Origin of the sequence: Acidovorax sp. 107, assembly GCF_003058055.1 — a bacterium.
GTDB lineage: Bacteria > Pseudomonadota > Gammaproteobacteria > Burkholderiales > Burkholderiaceae_C > Acidovorax.
On the sequence record NZ_QBTZ01000001.1, the window covers coordinates 1,868,799 to 1,883,758 of the forward strand.

Annotated in this window: 16 protein-coding genes; 7 read left to right on the plus strand and 9 right to left on the minus strand. The window is 63.7% G+C overall.

The window, feature by feature from the left end; translation table 11 throughout:
• The 3 genes from C8C99_RS08890 to C8C99_RS08900 are packed head-to-tail and all read right to left on the minus strand — an operon-like array spanning position 1 to position 1,243.
• Positions 1-450 carry a YeeE/YedE family protein gene (locus C8C99_RS08890; RefSeq protein ID WP_108625522.1) on the minus strand — a complete coding sequence of 150 codons (450 nt, stop codon included), beginning with the start codon at positions 448-450 and terminating at the stop codon, positions 1-3.
• A gap of 32 nt (positions 451-482) precedes the next feature.
• A complete protein-coding gene (locus C8C99_RS08895) occupies positions 483-914 on the minus strand; it encodes a YeeE/YedE family protein (RefSeq protein WP_108625523.1) in 432 nt (143 codons plus the stop codon).
• Positions 908-1,243 carry a helix-turn-helix transcriptional regulator gene (locus C8C99_RS08900; RefSeq protein ID WP_056644589.1) on the minus strand — a complete coding sequence of 112 codons (336 nt, stop codon included), beginning with the start codon at positions 1,241-1,243 and terminating at the stop codon, positions 908-910. The genes C8C99_RS08895 and C8C99_RS08900 overlap by 7 nt, the downstream gene beginning before the upstream one ends.
• 100 nt (positions 1,244-1,343) lie before the next feature.
• Between C8C99_RS08900 and C8C99_RS08905 the strand changes: the two genes are divergently transcribed.
• The 7 genes from C8C99_RS08905 to C8C99_RS08935 all read left to right on the plus strand — a co-directional run bounded on the left by C8C99_RS08905 (position 1,344) and on the right by C8C99_RS08935 (position 8,317).
• A complete protein-coding gene (locus C8C99_RS08905) occupies positions 1,344-2,204 on the plus strand; it encodes an MBL fold metallo-hydrolase (protein WP_108625524.1) in 861 nt (286 codons plus the stop codon).
• Between the two features lie 41 nt (positions 2,205-2,245).
• Positions 2,246-2,626, plus strand: coding sequence for a rhodanese-like domain-containing protein (locus C8C99_RS08910; protein WP_108625525.1), 381 nt, complete (start codon positions 2,246-2,248; stop codon positions 2,624-2,626).
• Positions 2,627-2,711: 85 nt separating this feature from the next.
• Entirely contained in the window at positions 2,712-2,903 is a 192-nt protein-coding gene (locus C8C99_RS08915; protein WP_108625526.1) for a DUF2892 domain-containing protein, read from the plus strand.
• A gap of 74 nt (positions 2,904-2,977) precedes the next feature.
• Positions 2,978-3,343, plus strand: coding sequence for a carboxymuconolactone decarboxylase family protein (locus C8C99_RS08920; RefSeq protein WP_108625527.1), 366 nt, complete (start codon positions 2,978-2,980; stop codon positions 3,341-3,343).
• Positions 3,344-3,483: 140 nt separating this feature from the next.
• Entirely contained in the window at positions 3,484-4,020 is a 537-nt protein-coding gene (locus C8C99_RS08925; RefSeq protein WP_108625528.1) for a molybdopterin-dependent oxidoreductase, read from the plus strand.
• Positions 4,021-4,047: 27 nt separating this feature from the next.
• Positions 4,048-7,134: a response regulator gene (locus C8C99_RS08930; RefSeq protein ID WP_108625529.1), complete on the plus strand. Its 3,087-nt coding sequence runs from the start codon at positions 4,048-4,050 to the stop codon at positions 7,132-7,134.
• Positions 7,127-8,317 carry a two-component system response regulator gene (locus tag C8C99_RS08935; protein ID WP_108625530.1) on the plus strand — a complete coding sequence of 397 codons (1,191 nt, stop codon included), beginning with the start codon at positions 7,127-7,129 and terminating at the stop codon, positions 8,315-8,317. The genes C8C99_RS08930 and C8C99_RS08935 overlap by 8 nt, the downstream gene beginning before the upstream one ends.
• Positions 8,318-8,414: 97 nt before the next feature.
• On the opposite strand, the gene bioB is transcribed toward C8C99_RS08935, so the two are convergent.
• The 6 genes from bioB to C8C99_RS08965 all read right to left on the minus strand — a co-directional run bounded on the left by bioB (position 8,415) and on the right by C8C99_RS08965 (position 14,940).
• Positions 8,415-9,458: a biotin synthase BioB gene (gene bioB / locus C8C99_RS08940; RefSeq protein WP_108625531.1), complete on the minus strand. Its 1,044-nt coding sequence runs from the start codon at positions 9,456-9,458 to the stop codon at positions 8,415-8,417.
• A 354-nt stretch (positions 9,459-9,812) separates the two neighbouring features.
• Positions 9,813-10,202, minus strand: coding sequence for a phosphopantetheine adenylyltransferase (locus C8C99_RS08945; RefSeq protein WP_108625532.1), 390 nt, complete (start codon positions 10,200-10,202; stop codon positions 9,813-9,815).
• 90 nt (positions 10,203-10,292) lie between these two features.
• Positions 10,293-10,661, minus strand: a complete 369-nt coding sequence (locus tag C8C99_RS08950; protein WP_056644616.1) for a hypothetical protein — start codon at positions 10,659-10,661, stop codon at positions 10,293-10,295.
• Between the two features lie 29 nt (positions 10,662-10,690).
• Positions 10,691-11,164 carry a VOC family protein gene (locus tag C8C99_RS08955; RefSeq protein WP_056644619.1) on the minus strand — a complete coding sequence of 158 codons (474 nt, stop codon included), beginning with the start codon at positions 11,162-11,164 and terminating at the stop codon, positions 10,691-10,693.
• 173 nt (positions 11,165-11,337) lie between these two features.
• Positions 11,338-13,386, minus strand: a complete 2,049-nt coding sequence (locus C8C99_RS08960) for an acetyl/propionyl/methylcrotonyl-CoA carboxylase subunit alpha (RefSeq protein WP_108625534.1) — start codon at positions 13,384-13,386, stop codon at positions 11,338-11,340.
• Positions 13,387-13,407: 21 nt separating this feature from the next.
• Positions 13,408-14,940 carry an acyl-CoA carboxylase subunit beta gene (locus tag C8C99_RS08965; protein ID WP_015014134.1) on the minus strand — a complete coding sequence of 511 codons (1,533 nt, stop codon included), beginning with the start codon at positions 14,938-14,940 and terminating at the stop codon, positions 13,408-13,410.
• Positions 14,941-14,960 lie beyond the last annotated feature (20 nt).

Consider the following 14,960-nt stretch of genomic DNA (forward strand, 5'->3'; position numbering starts at 1 on the left):
TCAGCGGGTTCCGGTCTGGGTAGATGGGGTGCGATGGGGCATGCGTTCGGCCAGTTCAAACAGCCACATACCCGCCAGCATGGCGATCACAAACACGATGGCCTTGGGCTGGCCTGCACCCGCCGAAACAATGGCTGGCCCGGGGCAAAACCCGGCAATGCCCCAGCCCGCGCCAAAGATGAGGCTTCCGACCACCAGACGGCGATCAATGTCACTAGACGTGGGCAAGTGCATGGCGCCGCCCAGGAAACTGGTAGTCCGCTTCTTGGCCACGGCGAAGGCAAAGACGCCCACCGCAATGGCTCCGCCCATCACGAACGCCAGCGAGGGGTCCCACAAGCCAGCCAGGTCCAGAAAACCCAGCACCTTGCCAGGGTCGGTCATGCCCGAGACGATCAAGCCCAGTCCAAAGATCAGGCCCACCACAAACTCCGAAATACGATTTTTCATAGCGATCAATGCTCCGATGGATGGTGGTGCGTTCAGGCCAGCGCGTGCCGGATGAGGAAGACGGTGACGAACCCTGCCCCCATGAAGGCCAGCGTCGCAACCAGAGACCGGGGCGACATGCGCGAGAGTCCGCACACGCCATGGCCGCTGGTGCAGCCCGATCCGTAGCGGGTGCCGACACCCACCAGCAGGCCGGCGATCACCACCATGCCCCAGTTCGCATCAATGCGCGGCTGCGTGGGGCCGACCACCAGCCAGTAAAGGCCAGGCGCCACCAACATGCCCAGAACAAAAGCCAAGCGCCAGCCAATGTCGCCAGCGCGAGGGCGGAGCAGCCCTCCCACAATGCCGCTGATGCCCAGGATGCGCCCGTTGAGGAGCACAAAAAGCGCCGAAGCGAGGCCCAGCAGAACGCCGCCAGCGAGGGCGGCCCAAGGGGTGAAATGGGTCCAATCGATCAGCATGGTTTGCTCTCCTGGGCGGGGCCACAAAATTGTTCAAACAGCACGTTCATCACCGCCAGGGCCTGGGGGCTGGCGATCTCGTAATAGATGTTTTTGCCGTCGCGGCGGGTGTTGACGAGGCCCTCCTCGCGCAATACGCCCAGCTGCTGCGACAAGGTGGGCTGGGAGATGCCCACCAGCTCTTCCAGCTCGCCCACCCGCTTTTCACCTTGCGTCAGCTGGCACAGCAGCAGCAGGCGATCGGGGTTGGACAAAACTTTCATCAAGCGGCAAGCGCTGTCGGCGGACCTGCGCAAGGCTTCCAGGTCCATTTGTGCTTCTGCGTGCATGGTGGGGCGCTCCTTTTCAAATTCAATGTTGATATTCTATTGACTAACAATCTATCTGTCAATAAACTATCAGCATCGAAATTAAATACGGAGCCCTTCGATGAAACCCCAGATAGAAGCCTTCTTCGACGACGCCACTTGGACGGTGAGCTATGTGGTGTTCGATCAACCTGGCGGCCACTGCGCGGTGGTGGATTCGGTGCTGGACTACGACCCGAAGTCGGGCCGCACCCGGACGCGGTCTGCCGACAAGATCGTGGCGTTTGTGCAAGGCCAGGGGCTGACGGTGCAATGGATTCTGGAAACCCATGCCCATGCCGACCATTTGTCGGCCGCGCACTACCTTCGCGACAAGCTGGGCGGAAAAATCGCCATTGGCGCGTCCATTACGCAGGTGCAGGATGTGTTCAAGAAGGTCTTTCATCTGGAGCCCGAGTTCCGCCCGGATGGCAGCCAGTTCGACCAACTGCTGCACGACAACGAGGCCTTCCGCATCGGCCAGCTGAAGGCCCAGGCCCTGGCAGTGCCCGGCCATACACCCGCCTGCATGGCCTACCAAGTCGGTGATGCCGTGTTTGTGGGCGACACCATGTTCATGCCTGACGTGGGTACAGCGCGCTGCGACTTCCCCGGCGGCAATGCCCACGCGCTGTACCAATCGGTGCGCAAATTGCTCAGCCTGCCGGATGAAACCCGCCTGTTCATGTGCCACGACTACCCACCTGCAGGGCGCGCCGTGGCGTGGCAAACCACCGTTGCCGACCAGCGGGCCAAGAACATCCATGTGCACGACGGAGTGACCGAAGAGGCCTTTGTGGCGCTGCGCACCCAGCGCGACGCGACGCTGGAGATGCCCGTGCTCATCCTGCCCTCGGTGCAGGTCAACATCCGCGCGGGGGAAATGCCGCCACCGGAAGCCAATGGCGTGACCTATCTCAAGATTCCCGTCAACGCGCTGTGACGCGCAGCCGCATCCGTACCACCCAACGCAGGAACGCCATCATGAAAACAGCCCACGATCTCGTCATCGCTGCCAAAGCCCTGGTGCAAGAGGTACCGCTGGACCAGGCAGACGAAGCCATCCGCACCGCCGACGTGCTGATCGATGTGCGAGAGGCCGACGAATACCAAGCAGGACACATCCCCGGCGCGATTCACGCCTCCCGCGGAGTGCTGGAGTTCCGCCTCAGCAGCACGCCCGAACTCAGCGCGCGCGACCTCAAGGTGGTGCTGTACTGCAAGACCAGCGGCCGTGCCGCGCTGGCCGCACGCGCCATGCAGGACATGGGCTACCTGCAGGTGCAATCCATTGCAGGCGGCTTTGACGCCTGGGTGGCTGCGGGCAAGCCTGTCGCAGCGCCCGCGTCCCCCTCATTCGATTGACCAGGCAGCGAACGCATTTCGCGTTCGCTGCGCTTGTGCAAGCAGGGCCCATCCCGGGCCACAACCTCAGAGCAAGGAAATCATCATGAACATCAACGTAGGAACCGTGGACCGTGTGCTGCGCGTCTTGGCAGGCCTGGTCCTGATTGCACTGGCCGCCACCGGCACGGTGGGCTGGTGGGGATGGCTGGGCGTGGTGCCACTGGCCACCGGCCTGTTTCGCTTCTGCCCGGCTTACGCGCTGCTTGGCATGAACACCTGTCCCATGAAGAAATAAACCGCCGGTAGGCGCGCATACGCACAGATAGACAGTGCGCGGCGCCCTACCCACCTCCAACAAGGAACGATTCCATGAGTACGTTTGACCACACCAGCCTGATCCAGGGCATCAACGAAAACCTGGCCACCTTTCGCAAGGCACAGCCCGACGCCATGCGGGGCTTTGCGCAACTCGCGCAGGCCTCCATGGCAGAAGGCGCGCTGACCAGCAAACACAAGGAGCTGATTGCCCTGGCCATTGGCGTCACCCAGCGCTGCTCAGGGTGCATCGGCTTTCACGTGAAGGCGCTGCAAAAACTCGGCGCCACCCGTGCAGAGCTGGAAGAGATGCTGGCCGTGTGCGTTTACATGGGCGGGGGCCCCGCACTCATGTACACGGCGGAGGCCCTCAAGGCCTGGGATACCATGGCCGCCGCCGGCGCCCCAGCCGCAACCTGAAGCAGCAGCCCGACCCCCCCGTCCGCTGCCGTCGCACGCTCGACACCGCGGCGGGCGATCCGCCCCACCAGCGGCGATAAATCGGTTTACATTTTGGGCATCTATCCGCGAGACTGTTACCAAAACAGGAGGGGGTGTCCATGCAATCTCATCGTCGTTATGGGTATGAGCGGGTGTTGTCCAAGGCATGGGCGGCATGGGTCATCGGCGCGGCGTTGCTGGCCGCGAGCAACGTGCAGGCGCTGGAGCCTCCCACCGGCCCCGTCGTCCTGACCATCGACGGCGCCATCACGCAGACCAACCGGGGCCCGCAGGCGCAGTTCGACATGAAAATGTTGGAGAAGCTGCCGCAGCACAGCTTCTCTACCCAAACTCCCTGGTACCCCAGCGCCGTCACCTTCACAGGCCCTCTGCTGCGCGATGTGCTCGCCGCGGTGGGGGCCAAGGGCACCAAGATCACGGCAGTCGCCTTGAACGACTACAAAACCGAGATCCCCGCGGACGATGCCACGCGCCATGACGTGATCGTGGCGCGCCTGATGAACAACCGGCCCATGCCCATCCGCGAAAAGGGCCCGCTGTTCATCGTGTACCCGTTTGATACCAAGGCCGAGCTGCGCAGCGAGCTGTACTACAACCGGGCAGCCTGGCAGCTCAACGCCTTGCACATCCGGTAACCGCCCTCCCCGCTCCAAACCCTCCGTATGCTGCGCAGCCAACACATCCTGCGGCTCATCATTGCGGGGCTGGTGCTGGCCTATGTGGCCATTGCCGCTGTGCAGTACAGCCAGTACCGCAGCGTGGAGGCCGTGATGCGGCGCGGTGACGTCAACGCGCTGTGGTCGTTCTTGCAGCTCAATGTCGAGTACGAAAAGCTGGACCACGCCCTGCACCAGTTCGAGCTGGACCCCACCAGCATCACCATGGACAGGCTGGAGCTGCGGTACGACCTGTTTCTGAGCCGTTTCAGCGCGCTGGAAAGCGGCACCTCCCGCACGCTGATGCAGGAGGAGCCCATCTACGGCAAGGCGCTGGCGGCTCTGCAGCAGTTTGTGGCAGCGGGCGACAGCTACTTTGGCGCCAGCGTGGATGCGACCTCCAGCCACACCAATATGCGGCGGCTGCGCACCGAATTGGACGGCCTGCGCGAGACCGTGCAAGAGCTCTCGCTCAGCGCCTCGCGTGTGTCTGCCTTGCTGGGCGACTCGCGCAATGCCGAGGTCAAGTACCAGACATTGCTGACCACCGGGCTCACCGCGTTCCAGGCGCTGCTGACGTTCTTGCTGGCCTTTGCCATGGCGCGGCAGTTCCTGCAACGCGAAAAGGCCACATCCCAGGCCATGGCAGCCCAGAACGAGCTGGTCGAAGCCCTCAAGCGCAACGAAGAGGCCCTGGAGGCGCGCGTGGCCGAGCGCACCGTCGAACTGCAAAAAGTCAACGCATCCCTGAGAGAGCATGAGGACGAGCTGGAGATCGCCCGCGCCCGCGCGGAGGACGCGTCGCAGATGAAGTCGGACTTTCTGGCCAACATGAGCCACGAGATCCGCACCCCCATGAACGCAGTGATCGGCATGAGCCACCTGGCCCTGGGCACCGACCTCACACCGCGCCAGCGCGACTATGTAGAGAAGATCCAGCGCTCCGGCCAGCACTTGCTGGGCCTGATCAACGACATCCTGGACTTCAGCAAGATCGAAGCCGGCAAGCTCGAAGTGGAGGTAGTGGACTTCGACCTGCGCGGCGTGCTGGACAACGTGGCCAACCTGGTCAGCGACAAATGCGCCCACAAGGGCCTGGAACTGCTCTTCGATGTGGACCCTGCCCTGCCCGACGACCTGCGCGGCGACCCGCTGCGCTTGGGGCAGATCCTGGTGAACTACGCCAACAATGCGGTCAAGTTCACCGACGCGGGCGAAATCATCGTGCGGGTGACCGAAACAGAGCGCGACGGCGGCGGCGTGCTGCTGCGCTTTGAGGTGCAGGACACGGGCATTGGCCTCACGCCCGAGCAGCAGTCGCGGCTGTTTCGCTCGTTCGAGCAGGCCGATACCTCCACCACGCGTAAATATGGCGGCACAGGCCTGGGGCTGGCCATCTCCAAGAAGCTGGCGGAGCTGATGGGCGGCGAGGTGGGGGTGCAAAGCCAACCCGGGGCGGGCAGCACCTTCTGGTTTACCGCACGTCTGGGTCTGGGTGCCCCGAGCCACGCCCCACTCCTGCCCACCCCCGACCTGCGCGGGCGGCATGTGCTGGTGGTGGACGACAGCGAGCAGGCACGACATATCCTGAGCGAAATGTTGACCCGCATGAGCTTTGCCGTCACCACGGCTTCCTCAGGACAGGATGCAGAGGCCCAGGCGCGCGCTGCCGAACAGGCTGGCCGCCCCTGCGAGATTGCGTTCGTGGACTGGAAAATGCCCGGTATGGACGGGTTTGACACGCACCGCGCTCTGGCCCGCCTGCAGCGCCCGCCCCACACGGTCATCGTGACCGCCGCGGGCCGCGACGACGTGCAGCACGAACTGGAACGCGCCGGACTCTCGCTGATGCTGTCCAAGCCCGTCAGCCCCTCTCAACTGTTTGATGCCGCCATGCAGGCGCTGGGCGGGCAGGCCCGGTCATCTGATGGGCGTGGCTCACAAACACCCCGGCGTGGCGCGCACCTGTCCGCCATTGCCGGCGCGCGGGTGCTGCTGGTCGACGACAACGACCTGAACCAGCAGGTGGGTGCCGAGTTGCTGACCGGCGCGGGCCTGGTGGTGGATGTCGCCCAGAACGGACAGGTGGCGCTGGACATGCTGGCGCAGGCCCCCTACGACCTGGTGCTGATGGACATGCAAATGCCCGTGATGGACGGTCTGACCGCCACCCGGCACCTGCGCCAGAACCCTGCCTGGGCGCAGCTGCCCGTGCTGGCCATGACGGCCAACGCCATGAGCCGCGACCGGGACCTGTGCCTGGAAGCGGGCATGAACGGCCACCTGGCCAAACCCATCGACCCGGACGAACTGTTTGCCTCCCTGCTGCAGTGGATTGCGCCGCGGGCCACGGGTGCGGCCGAGGCACACAATGCAGGCACCGGCCTTCAGGGGCAAGCAGCGGGCAACTCCTCCAATCCACAGGCATCGCCCCCTCCCGCCCCCGTGCCCTCCACCGATGACGCGCTGCGCCACATCCAAGGGCTCGACGTGACAGCCGGCCTGCGGCGCGTACTGGACAAACGCCCCGCCTACGAGGGCCTGCTGCGCAAGTTTGTGGCAGGGCAAGCCCACGCGGTGCAAGCCACCCGTTCCGCCCTGGCCGCCGGGCAGCACGACGAGGCCCAGCGCGCCATGCACACACTCAAAGGCACGGCCGGCACCATTGGTGCCACGGCCCTGGCGGCCCTGGCGCAAAGGGTGGAGGAAGCCATCGCGAACCAAGCCGCACCCGATGCGGTGGATTCGCTGCTGCAGCCGGTAGAAGCCACTTGCCAGGCGCTGGTCGCAGCGTTACAACAGGCGGTGCCCGCAGAGGACCTTGCCAGTGCGGGCGCCGCCGAAGGTCAGCCGATCGACACCGCAGCCGCACGCCAGCTGGTGACGCAACTGGATGCCCTGCTGTCTGATGACGACTCCGATGCCATCGAGGTCTTCAAGCAATCGGCCACCACCCTGCAGGCCCTGCTAGGGCCGGTGTACGGCCAGATGAAGCGGGCGCTGGACAGCTACGACTTTGTGGGGGCGCTGGCTGCACTGCGCCAGGTCCCCATGGCACCCAATGACCACAAGGAGGACCCGGTTCATGAATAGCCCATTCGCGCCCAGCGGCAAATGCACGGTGCTGGTCGTAGACGACACGCCCGACAACCTGTCGCTGATGAGCGACCTCCTGCGCACCGACTACAAGGTCAAACTGGCACCCAGTGGCGAGCGCGCCCTGCAGATCGTGGCGGGCGAGAGCAAGCCCGACCTGATCCTGCTCGACATCATGATGCCGGACATGGACGGCTATGAGGTATTGCGCCGCCTGCAGTTCAACCCTGACACCGAAGACATCCCCGTCATCTTCCTGACGGCCATGAGTGCGGCCGACGACGAGAGCATTGGTCTGGAGCTGGGCGCGGTGGACTACATCACCAAGCCCATCAACCCCGCCATCGTGATGGCCCGGGTGCGCAACCACCTGCAGCTCAAGCGCGCGCGCGATTTTCTGGCCCAGCACAATCATTTTCTGGAGCAAGAGGTGGCCAACCGCACCCGGGCCATGGCCGAGCTGCAGGACGCCACCATCCGTGCCATGGCCTCACTGGCCGAAACGCGCGACAACGAGACCGGCAACCACATCCGGCGCACGCAGCACTACATGGAAACGCTGGCCCGCCACCTGCAGAACCATCCGCGTTTCAAGGACGAGCTGACCGACGCCGCCATCGAGACCATCTTCAAGTCCGCGCCGCTGCACGACATTGGCAAAGTGGGCATCCCGGACCGCATCCTGCTCAAGCCCGGCAAGCTCACGCCGGAAGAGTTCGAGATCATGAAGACGCACACCACCCTGGGACGTGACGCCATCATTGCCGCCGAGACGGGCACCACCCACGACAACCCGTTCTTCCAGTATGCCAAGGAGATCGCCTACAGCCACCAGGAGAAATGGGACGGCTCGGGCTACCCCGAAGGCCTGGTGGGCAACACCATCCCGCTGTCAGCGCGGCTGATGGCCGTGGCCGATGTGTATGACGCCCTGATTTCCGAACGTGTCTACAAACCCGCGTACTCCCACGAGCAGGCGGTAGACATCATCCGCGATGGCCGGGGCAGCCACTTTGACCCCGACATGGTCGATGCCTTCCTGACCCTGTCCGAGGAGTTCCGGCGCATCGCCCAGAAGTTTGCCGATGCCGAGCCCGCGCGGCTGGCCGAGGTGGACCGCCTGGCTGCCGATCTGCCCATGGAACGCATCGAACTGACTTCGCGCGAAGAGCCGCTCTGAATGGCAGTGCCCCGCGCTCTGCCATAGCGCAGCGCTGCGGCGCGGTGTTCAGGGTCACGGCAGCCTCCAGCACCAGCACGCCGCCGCAGTCAAAGCATCAAACGCTGTGGCTGTGCCCGTCCAGAGTGGTGGTGGTTGTGCGGTGCCCGTTCAGCCCCAGCTTGGCCAGCAGTTGCACATCGGCCTCCACGTCGGGGTTGCCCGTCACCAGCAGCTTGTCGCCGTAAAAAATCGAGTTGGCCCCGGCCAGAAAGCACAGCGCCTGCACGGCCTCCCCCAGCTGCTGGCGCCCGGCCGACAGCCGCACGCGCGCCTTGGGCATGGTGATACGGGCCACCGCAATCACGCGCACAAAATCGAACGGATCGATGGGCTCGCTGTCGGCCAGCGGCGTGCCCGGCACGCGCACCAGGCTGTTGATGGGCACCGACTCGGGGTACGGCTGCAGGTTGGCCAGCTGTGCAATCAAGCCCGCACGGTGCACCGGCGCCTCGCCCATGCCCACAATGCCGCCGCAGCACACGCTGATGCCTGCATTGCGCACGTTCTGCAGTGTGTCCAGCCGGTCCTGGTAAGCCCGGGTGCTCACCACGTCGGTGTAGTACTCGGGGGCGGTGTCCAGGTTGTGGTTGTAGTAGTCCAGCCCAGCGTCTTTGAGTGCCTGCGCCTGGTGCGACTCGAGCATGCCGAGAGTGGCGCAGGTCTGCAGGCCCAGGCCCTTCACCGCACCGATCAGCGCGCTGACTTTTTCGATGTCGCGGTCCTTGGGCGCACGCCAGGCCGCACCCATGCAAAAACGGGTGGCGCCAGCGTCCTTGGCGGCCTGGGCGGCGCGCACCACCTCGTCCACTTCCATGAGTTTTTCGGCTTTCACGCCCGTGTCGAACTCGGCCGCCTGCGGGCAGTAGCCGCAGTTTTCCGGGCAACCGCCGGTCTTGACCGACAGCAGCGTGGCCAGCTCGATGTCGCCCGCAGGCCAATGCTGGCGGTGCACGGTTTGTGCCTCAAACAGCAAGTCCATCAGGGGCTTGTCGAGCAGCGTCTGTATGGCCTCCACCGACCATTTTCCCTGCACGGCCGGCGCAGGGACGGGGCGATGGACCTGGATGGGCTGCGGGGCGGAGAGGGTTGCGTTGGCCATGGGTGGGGTCCTTTCAAGAGCCTGCTGCTGCAAGCACCAGGCATTGCGTCAGTGATCACACAAGGCGCCACTTCAGAGTCTTCTGAAGCACCGCCCTGCATCGCTATCACCATGATTTTGAAGGAGATTTCGGCACAACTGCCCTCAACATGGTCACAAAAGGTGCCACTATTTCCAGGTGCTCAACAGCCGGCATCTCACTGTGCGAGAACGGCAAAAAAGCCGACTGTTGACCACTTTAGAGAGCATGTTGAAATCACCGCCAAAACCGCCGAAGCAACGCGCTGGCAACCGGCGGCTTCGGCCTCTATCTTGCAGCCCGTGCCACCTTGCACGCTCCGACGTTCATGAAAGTTAGCCGCTCGTTGCACCCCGGCCAGACCAGGTCAAGGCCCCAGCGCTCGCCACCAAGCACACCAGGGCCAGGCCATCAGCCACCACCACGCGCTGCAAATGCGCATTGAAGCCGCCGGTGAACCATGCAAGCAGCAGGAAAGAAAGGATGCTGACCGTGCCAACGAACAGGCCCAACCACTGGTAGGCGGGCTTGAACGCCGCCATCAGGCAGAGCCCACCCACGATGCCGAACAGCACGGCGCGGTGCCGTAGCAGGATGAGCATGTTCGGATCGGAAGGGGTCACGCCGTAGAGTCTGGCCAAGTGCTCTGCGCTGGGCACGCCGATCAAGGGAATCAGGTGGATGGCACCTGCTAACAGCAAGGCCAGAGAAGCGATTTTTTGCATAGGCAGGCGACACCAAAGGCAAGGTGCCGCCGTTGTAGGCCCCGCCGGGCCCGGTGACCATGACGCCCGAGGTCATGGACGCCGAGCTGTTCAGCGCCCCAGCATCTGCTCCAGCGCCTCGCGGATGGCGCGGGGCTTGTTGTCTGCATCGTCGATGGTGGAGCAGCTGGGGCTGTGCTCCACCTCCGGCCCGCTGTTGCCGACCCGGGCGAACAGACGCTCACAGTCACAACGCAGGGAGGCCAGCGTCTTACGAGACCGCAGGTGCTTCACTTCGGCCATCCAGCAGCGGTCCGCGCACCCACAGGACCGGTACTGCAGGGTTTCTCCCGCCCGGCCCCAGTCGAGCGGATAGGCACCGGTGCCGCCTGCTGCCTCACCGCCCTGCCCTGCCAGCGCGAGGACCAGCAGGGCGCTCACCTTGGTGCCTGCCAGCAATGCGCGCTGGAGCGAAACCATGGGTGCCAGGGCAGGCTGCGGATGCCCGCTCAGCCCAGCGCAGCGATCACATCAGCCGGGGCCTGCACCAGCTCGATCAGCACACCCTCGCCCGCAATGGGAAATTCGTCATTGCTCTTGGGGTGCAAAAACGTGATGTCGTAGCCCGCAGCGCCTTTGCGAATGCCACCAGGGGCAAAGCGCACGCCCTTGGCGGTGAGCCATTCCACGGCCTTGGGCAGGTCGTCGATCCACAGGCCAATGTGATTGAGCGGTGTGGTGTGCACGGCGGGTTTCTTGTCGATGTCCAGAGGCTGCATGATGTCCACCTCCACCTTGAACGCGCCTTGGCCCATGGCAAGGATGTCCTCGTCCACGTTCTCTCGCTCGCTCTGGAAGGTGCCAGTCTGCTCCAGGCCCAGCATGTCCACCCACAGGGTTTTCATGCGCTGCTTGTCGGTGCCGCCAATGGCGACCTGTTGAATCCCCAGGACCTTGAACGGACGATTGCTGCTGGCTGTCATGGAAGTCACTCTCCGCGCTCTACACACGCATCACTATTAATTTGATAGCAGCAGGCGTATATATCGCCTGCACTATCGGCCAAAAACACGAAAAAAAGCTCCACGGGAGCTCAAGAAAGGGGCGGCAGTGCCCGCTGCGGCACCGCTTCGCCCCTCCTTGCAAGGCACGTGCGTCAGACGAACTCCAGGATCACCTGGTCCACCGCCAGCGACTCGCCCTTGCCCGCCGTGATCTTGCCCACCACGCCATCCTGCGCGGCAAAGAGGATGTTCTCCATCTTCATGGCTTCGATCACCGCCAGCTTCTCACCGGCCTGCACCTTCTGGCCGGGCTGCACCGCCACATCGACCAGCAAACCGGGCATGGGCGAGAGCAGGAATTTGGACAAGTCTGGCGGCGCCTTGAAGGGCATCAGCTTGTGCAGCCGTGCGCCCAGCGGCGACAGCACCAGTGCGTCGATCTGCGTACCGTTGTGCGCAATGCGCAGCGCCAGCGGGTTCTTGCCCACACCGCGTTCCACCTGGGCGGTAAAGCCCTGGCCGTTGCACGCGCCCTGCACCCGGATCTGGCCCAGCGTGGCGTTGCTACTGATCTGATAGCTATTACCGCCTACAGATACTGCACTAGAGCCCGATTTGTCTTCAAAATCAGACACCGTCACCTCGTGGTGCTGGTTCTGCCCTTCGGCACCCAGCGTGACGACGACAAACTGCTCACCCACCTTCACCTCGTGCCCCGCCAATTGGCCGCTGATGCCCGAGGCGCGGGCGCGGTAGCGGCGGTTCATGAACGCAGCCAGCGCCACCAGGAACAGCGGATCGCTGTGCGGCACGTCTTCGGCGTGGAAGCCCTTGCCGTAGTTCTCGGCGATGAAGCCGGTGTTGAAGTCGCCCGTCACAAACTTGGGGTGCGCCAGCAGCGCAGCCTGGAACGGGATGTTGCTGCTGATGCCGCGGATCACAAAGCCGTTGAGCGCGGCACGCATCTTGGCAATCGCGTCGTTGCGATCGGTGCCGTGCACGATGAGCTTGGCGATCATCGAGTCGTAGTACATGGGAATCTCGCCGCCTTCGTACACGCCCGTATCCACCCGCACGCCCAGCTTCTTGCTGGTGTCGGACTGGAACATGGATTCCTCTGGCGGCTGAAAGCGCACCAGACGGCCGGTGGATGGCAGAAAGTTGCGGAACGGGTCTTCGGCATTGATGCGGCACTCGATGGCCCAGCCGTCGCGTTTCACATCCGCTTGCGTCAGCGGCAGCTTCTCGCCTGCGGCCACGCGGATCATCAGCTCCACCAGGTCCAGGCCGGTGATGCATTCCGTTACCGGGTGCTCCACCTGCAGGCGGGTGTTCATTTCGAGGAAGTAGAAATCCTGGTCCTTGCCGACCACAAATTCCACCGTACCAGCAGACTGGTACTTCACGGCCTTGGCCAGCGCCACGGCCTGCTCGCCCATGGCCTTGCGGGTGGCGTCGCTGATGAAGGGCGATGGCGCCTCTTCGATCACCTTCTGGTGGCGGCGCTGGATGGAACATTCGCGCTCATTCAGATAGATCACGTTGCCGTGGCTGTCGCCCAGCACCTGGATCTCGATGTGGCGCGGCTCCTGCACAAACTTCTCGATGAAGATACGGTCGTCGCCAAAGCTGTTGCGGGCTTCGTTCTGACAGCTGGCAAAACCTTCAAACGCTTCCTTGTCGTTGAACGCCACGCGCAGGCCCTTGCCGCCGCCACCGGCCGAGGCCTTGATCATCACGGGGTAGCCAATGCCCTTGGCAATCTCCACCGCCTGCTCCGGGCCGCTGATGGCGTCGTTGTAGCCGGGGATGGTGTTGACCTTGGCTTCGTTGGCCAGCTTCTTGGACGCGATCTTGTCGCCCATGGCCGCAATCGAGTGCGCCTTGGGGCCGATGAAGGCAATGCCTTCGTCTTCGCAACGCTTGGCAAAGGCTTCGTTTTCGCTCAGAAAACCGTAGCCAGGGTGGATGGCCTGCGCGCCGGTCTGCTTGCAGGCGGCAATGATCTTGTCGGCCAGAAGGTACGACTCGCGCGAGGGCGCGGCGCCGATGTGCACAGCCTCGTCGGCCAGCTTGACGTGGCGGGCTTCCTTGTCGGCGTCGGAATAGACGGCCACCGTTTTGATGCCCATCTTGCGGGCAGTAGCGATGACGCGGCAGGCGATTTCGCCACGGTTGGCGATCAGGATTTTCGTAAACATGTTCTTATGCTCCTTGTCCGCTCACAGTGGGATGTTGCCGTGTTTGCGCCATGGGTTTTCCAGCTTCTTGTCGCGCAGCATCACCAGCGACCGGCAGATGCGCTTGCGCGTCTCATGCGGCAGGATCACGTCGTCGATGAAGCCGCGTGCACCGGCCACAAACGGGTTGGCAAAGCGCTGCTTGTATTCGGCCTCACGCGCGGCCAGCTTCACAGGGTCATTCTTGTCTTCGCGGAAGATGATTTCCACCGCGCCCTTGGCGCCCATCACCGCAATCTCGGCGTTGGGCCAGGCCAGGTTCACGTCGCCGCGCAGGTGCTTGGAGCTCATCACGTCGTATGCGCCGCCGTAGGCCTTGCGGGTGATAACGGTGATCTTGGGCACGGTGCACTCGGCGTATGCGTACAGCAGCTTGGCGCCGTGCTTGATGATGCCGCCGTATTCCTGGCTGGTACCGGGCATGAAGCCGGGCACGTCCACAAACGTGACCACGGGGATGTTGAACGCATCGCAGAAGCGCACAAAACGCGCGGCCTTGATGCTCGACTTGATGTCCAGGCAACCGGCCAGCACCAGCGGCTGGTTGGCCACGATGCCCACGGTCTGGCCTTCCATGCGGGCAAAGCCAATGATGATGTTCTTGGCGTACTCGGGCTGCAGCTCAAAGAAGTCCCCATCATCCACCGTCTTGAGGATCAGCTCCTTCATGTCGTACGGCTTGTTGGGATTCTCGGGCACCAGGGTGTCCAGGCTCAGGTCCATGCGGTCGGCCGGGTCATTGCTGGGGCGCACCGGGGCTTTTTCGCGGTTGTTGAGCGGCAGGTAGTTGTACAGGCGGCGCAGCATCATCAGCGCCTCCACGTCGTTCTCGAACGCCATGTCGGCCACACCGCTCTTGGTGGTGTGGGTCACGGCGCCGCCCAGTTCCTCGGCCGTCACTTCTTCGTGCGTCACGGTCTTCACGACTTCTGGGCCGGTCACGAACATGTACGAGCTGTCCTTCACCATGAAGATGAAGTCCGTCATGGCGGGCGAGTACACGGCACCACCGGCGCTCGGGCCCATGATCATGCTGATCTGCGGAATCACGCCGCTGGCCAGCACGTTCTTCTGGAACACGTCGGCATAGCCGCCGAGGGACGCCACGCCTTCCTGGATGCGCGCGCCGCCCGAATCGTTGAGGCCGATGACCGGCGCACCGACCTTCATGGCCTGGTCCATCACCTTGCAGATCTTTTCGGCGTGCGTTTCGCTCAAAGCACCACCGAACACCGTGAAATCCTGGCTGAACACAAACACCAGGCGGCCGTTGATCATGCCGTAGCCCGTCACCACACCGTCGCCGGGGATCTTGTTGTCCTCCATGCCGAAGTCTGTGCAGCGGTGCTCGACGAACATGTCCCATTCTTCGAACGTGCCATCGTCCAGCAGCAGCTCGATGCGCTCCCGCGCTGTGAGCTTGCCCTTGGCGTGCTGCGCATCAATGCGCTTTTGCCCGCCGCCCAGGCGTGCCAGCGCACGCTTTTTCTCCAGTTGATCCAGGATGTCTTGCATGGTCGTCCTTTGGTGAATGG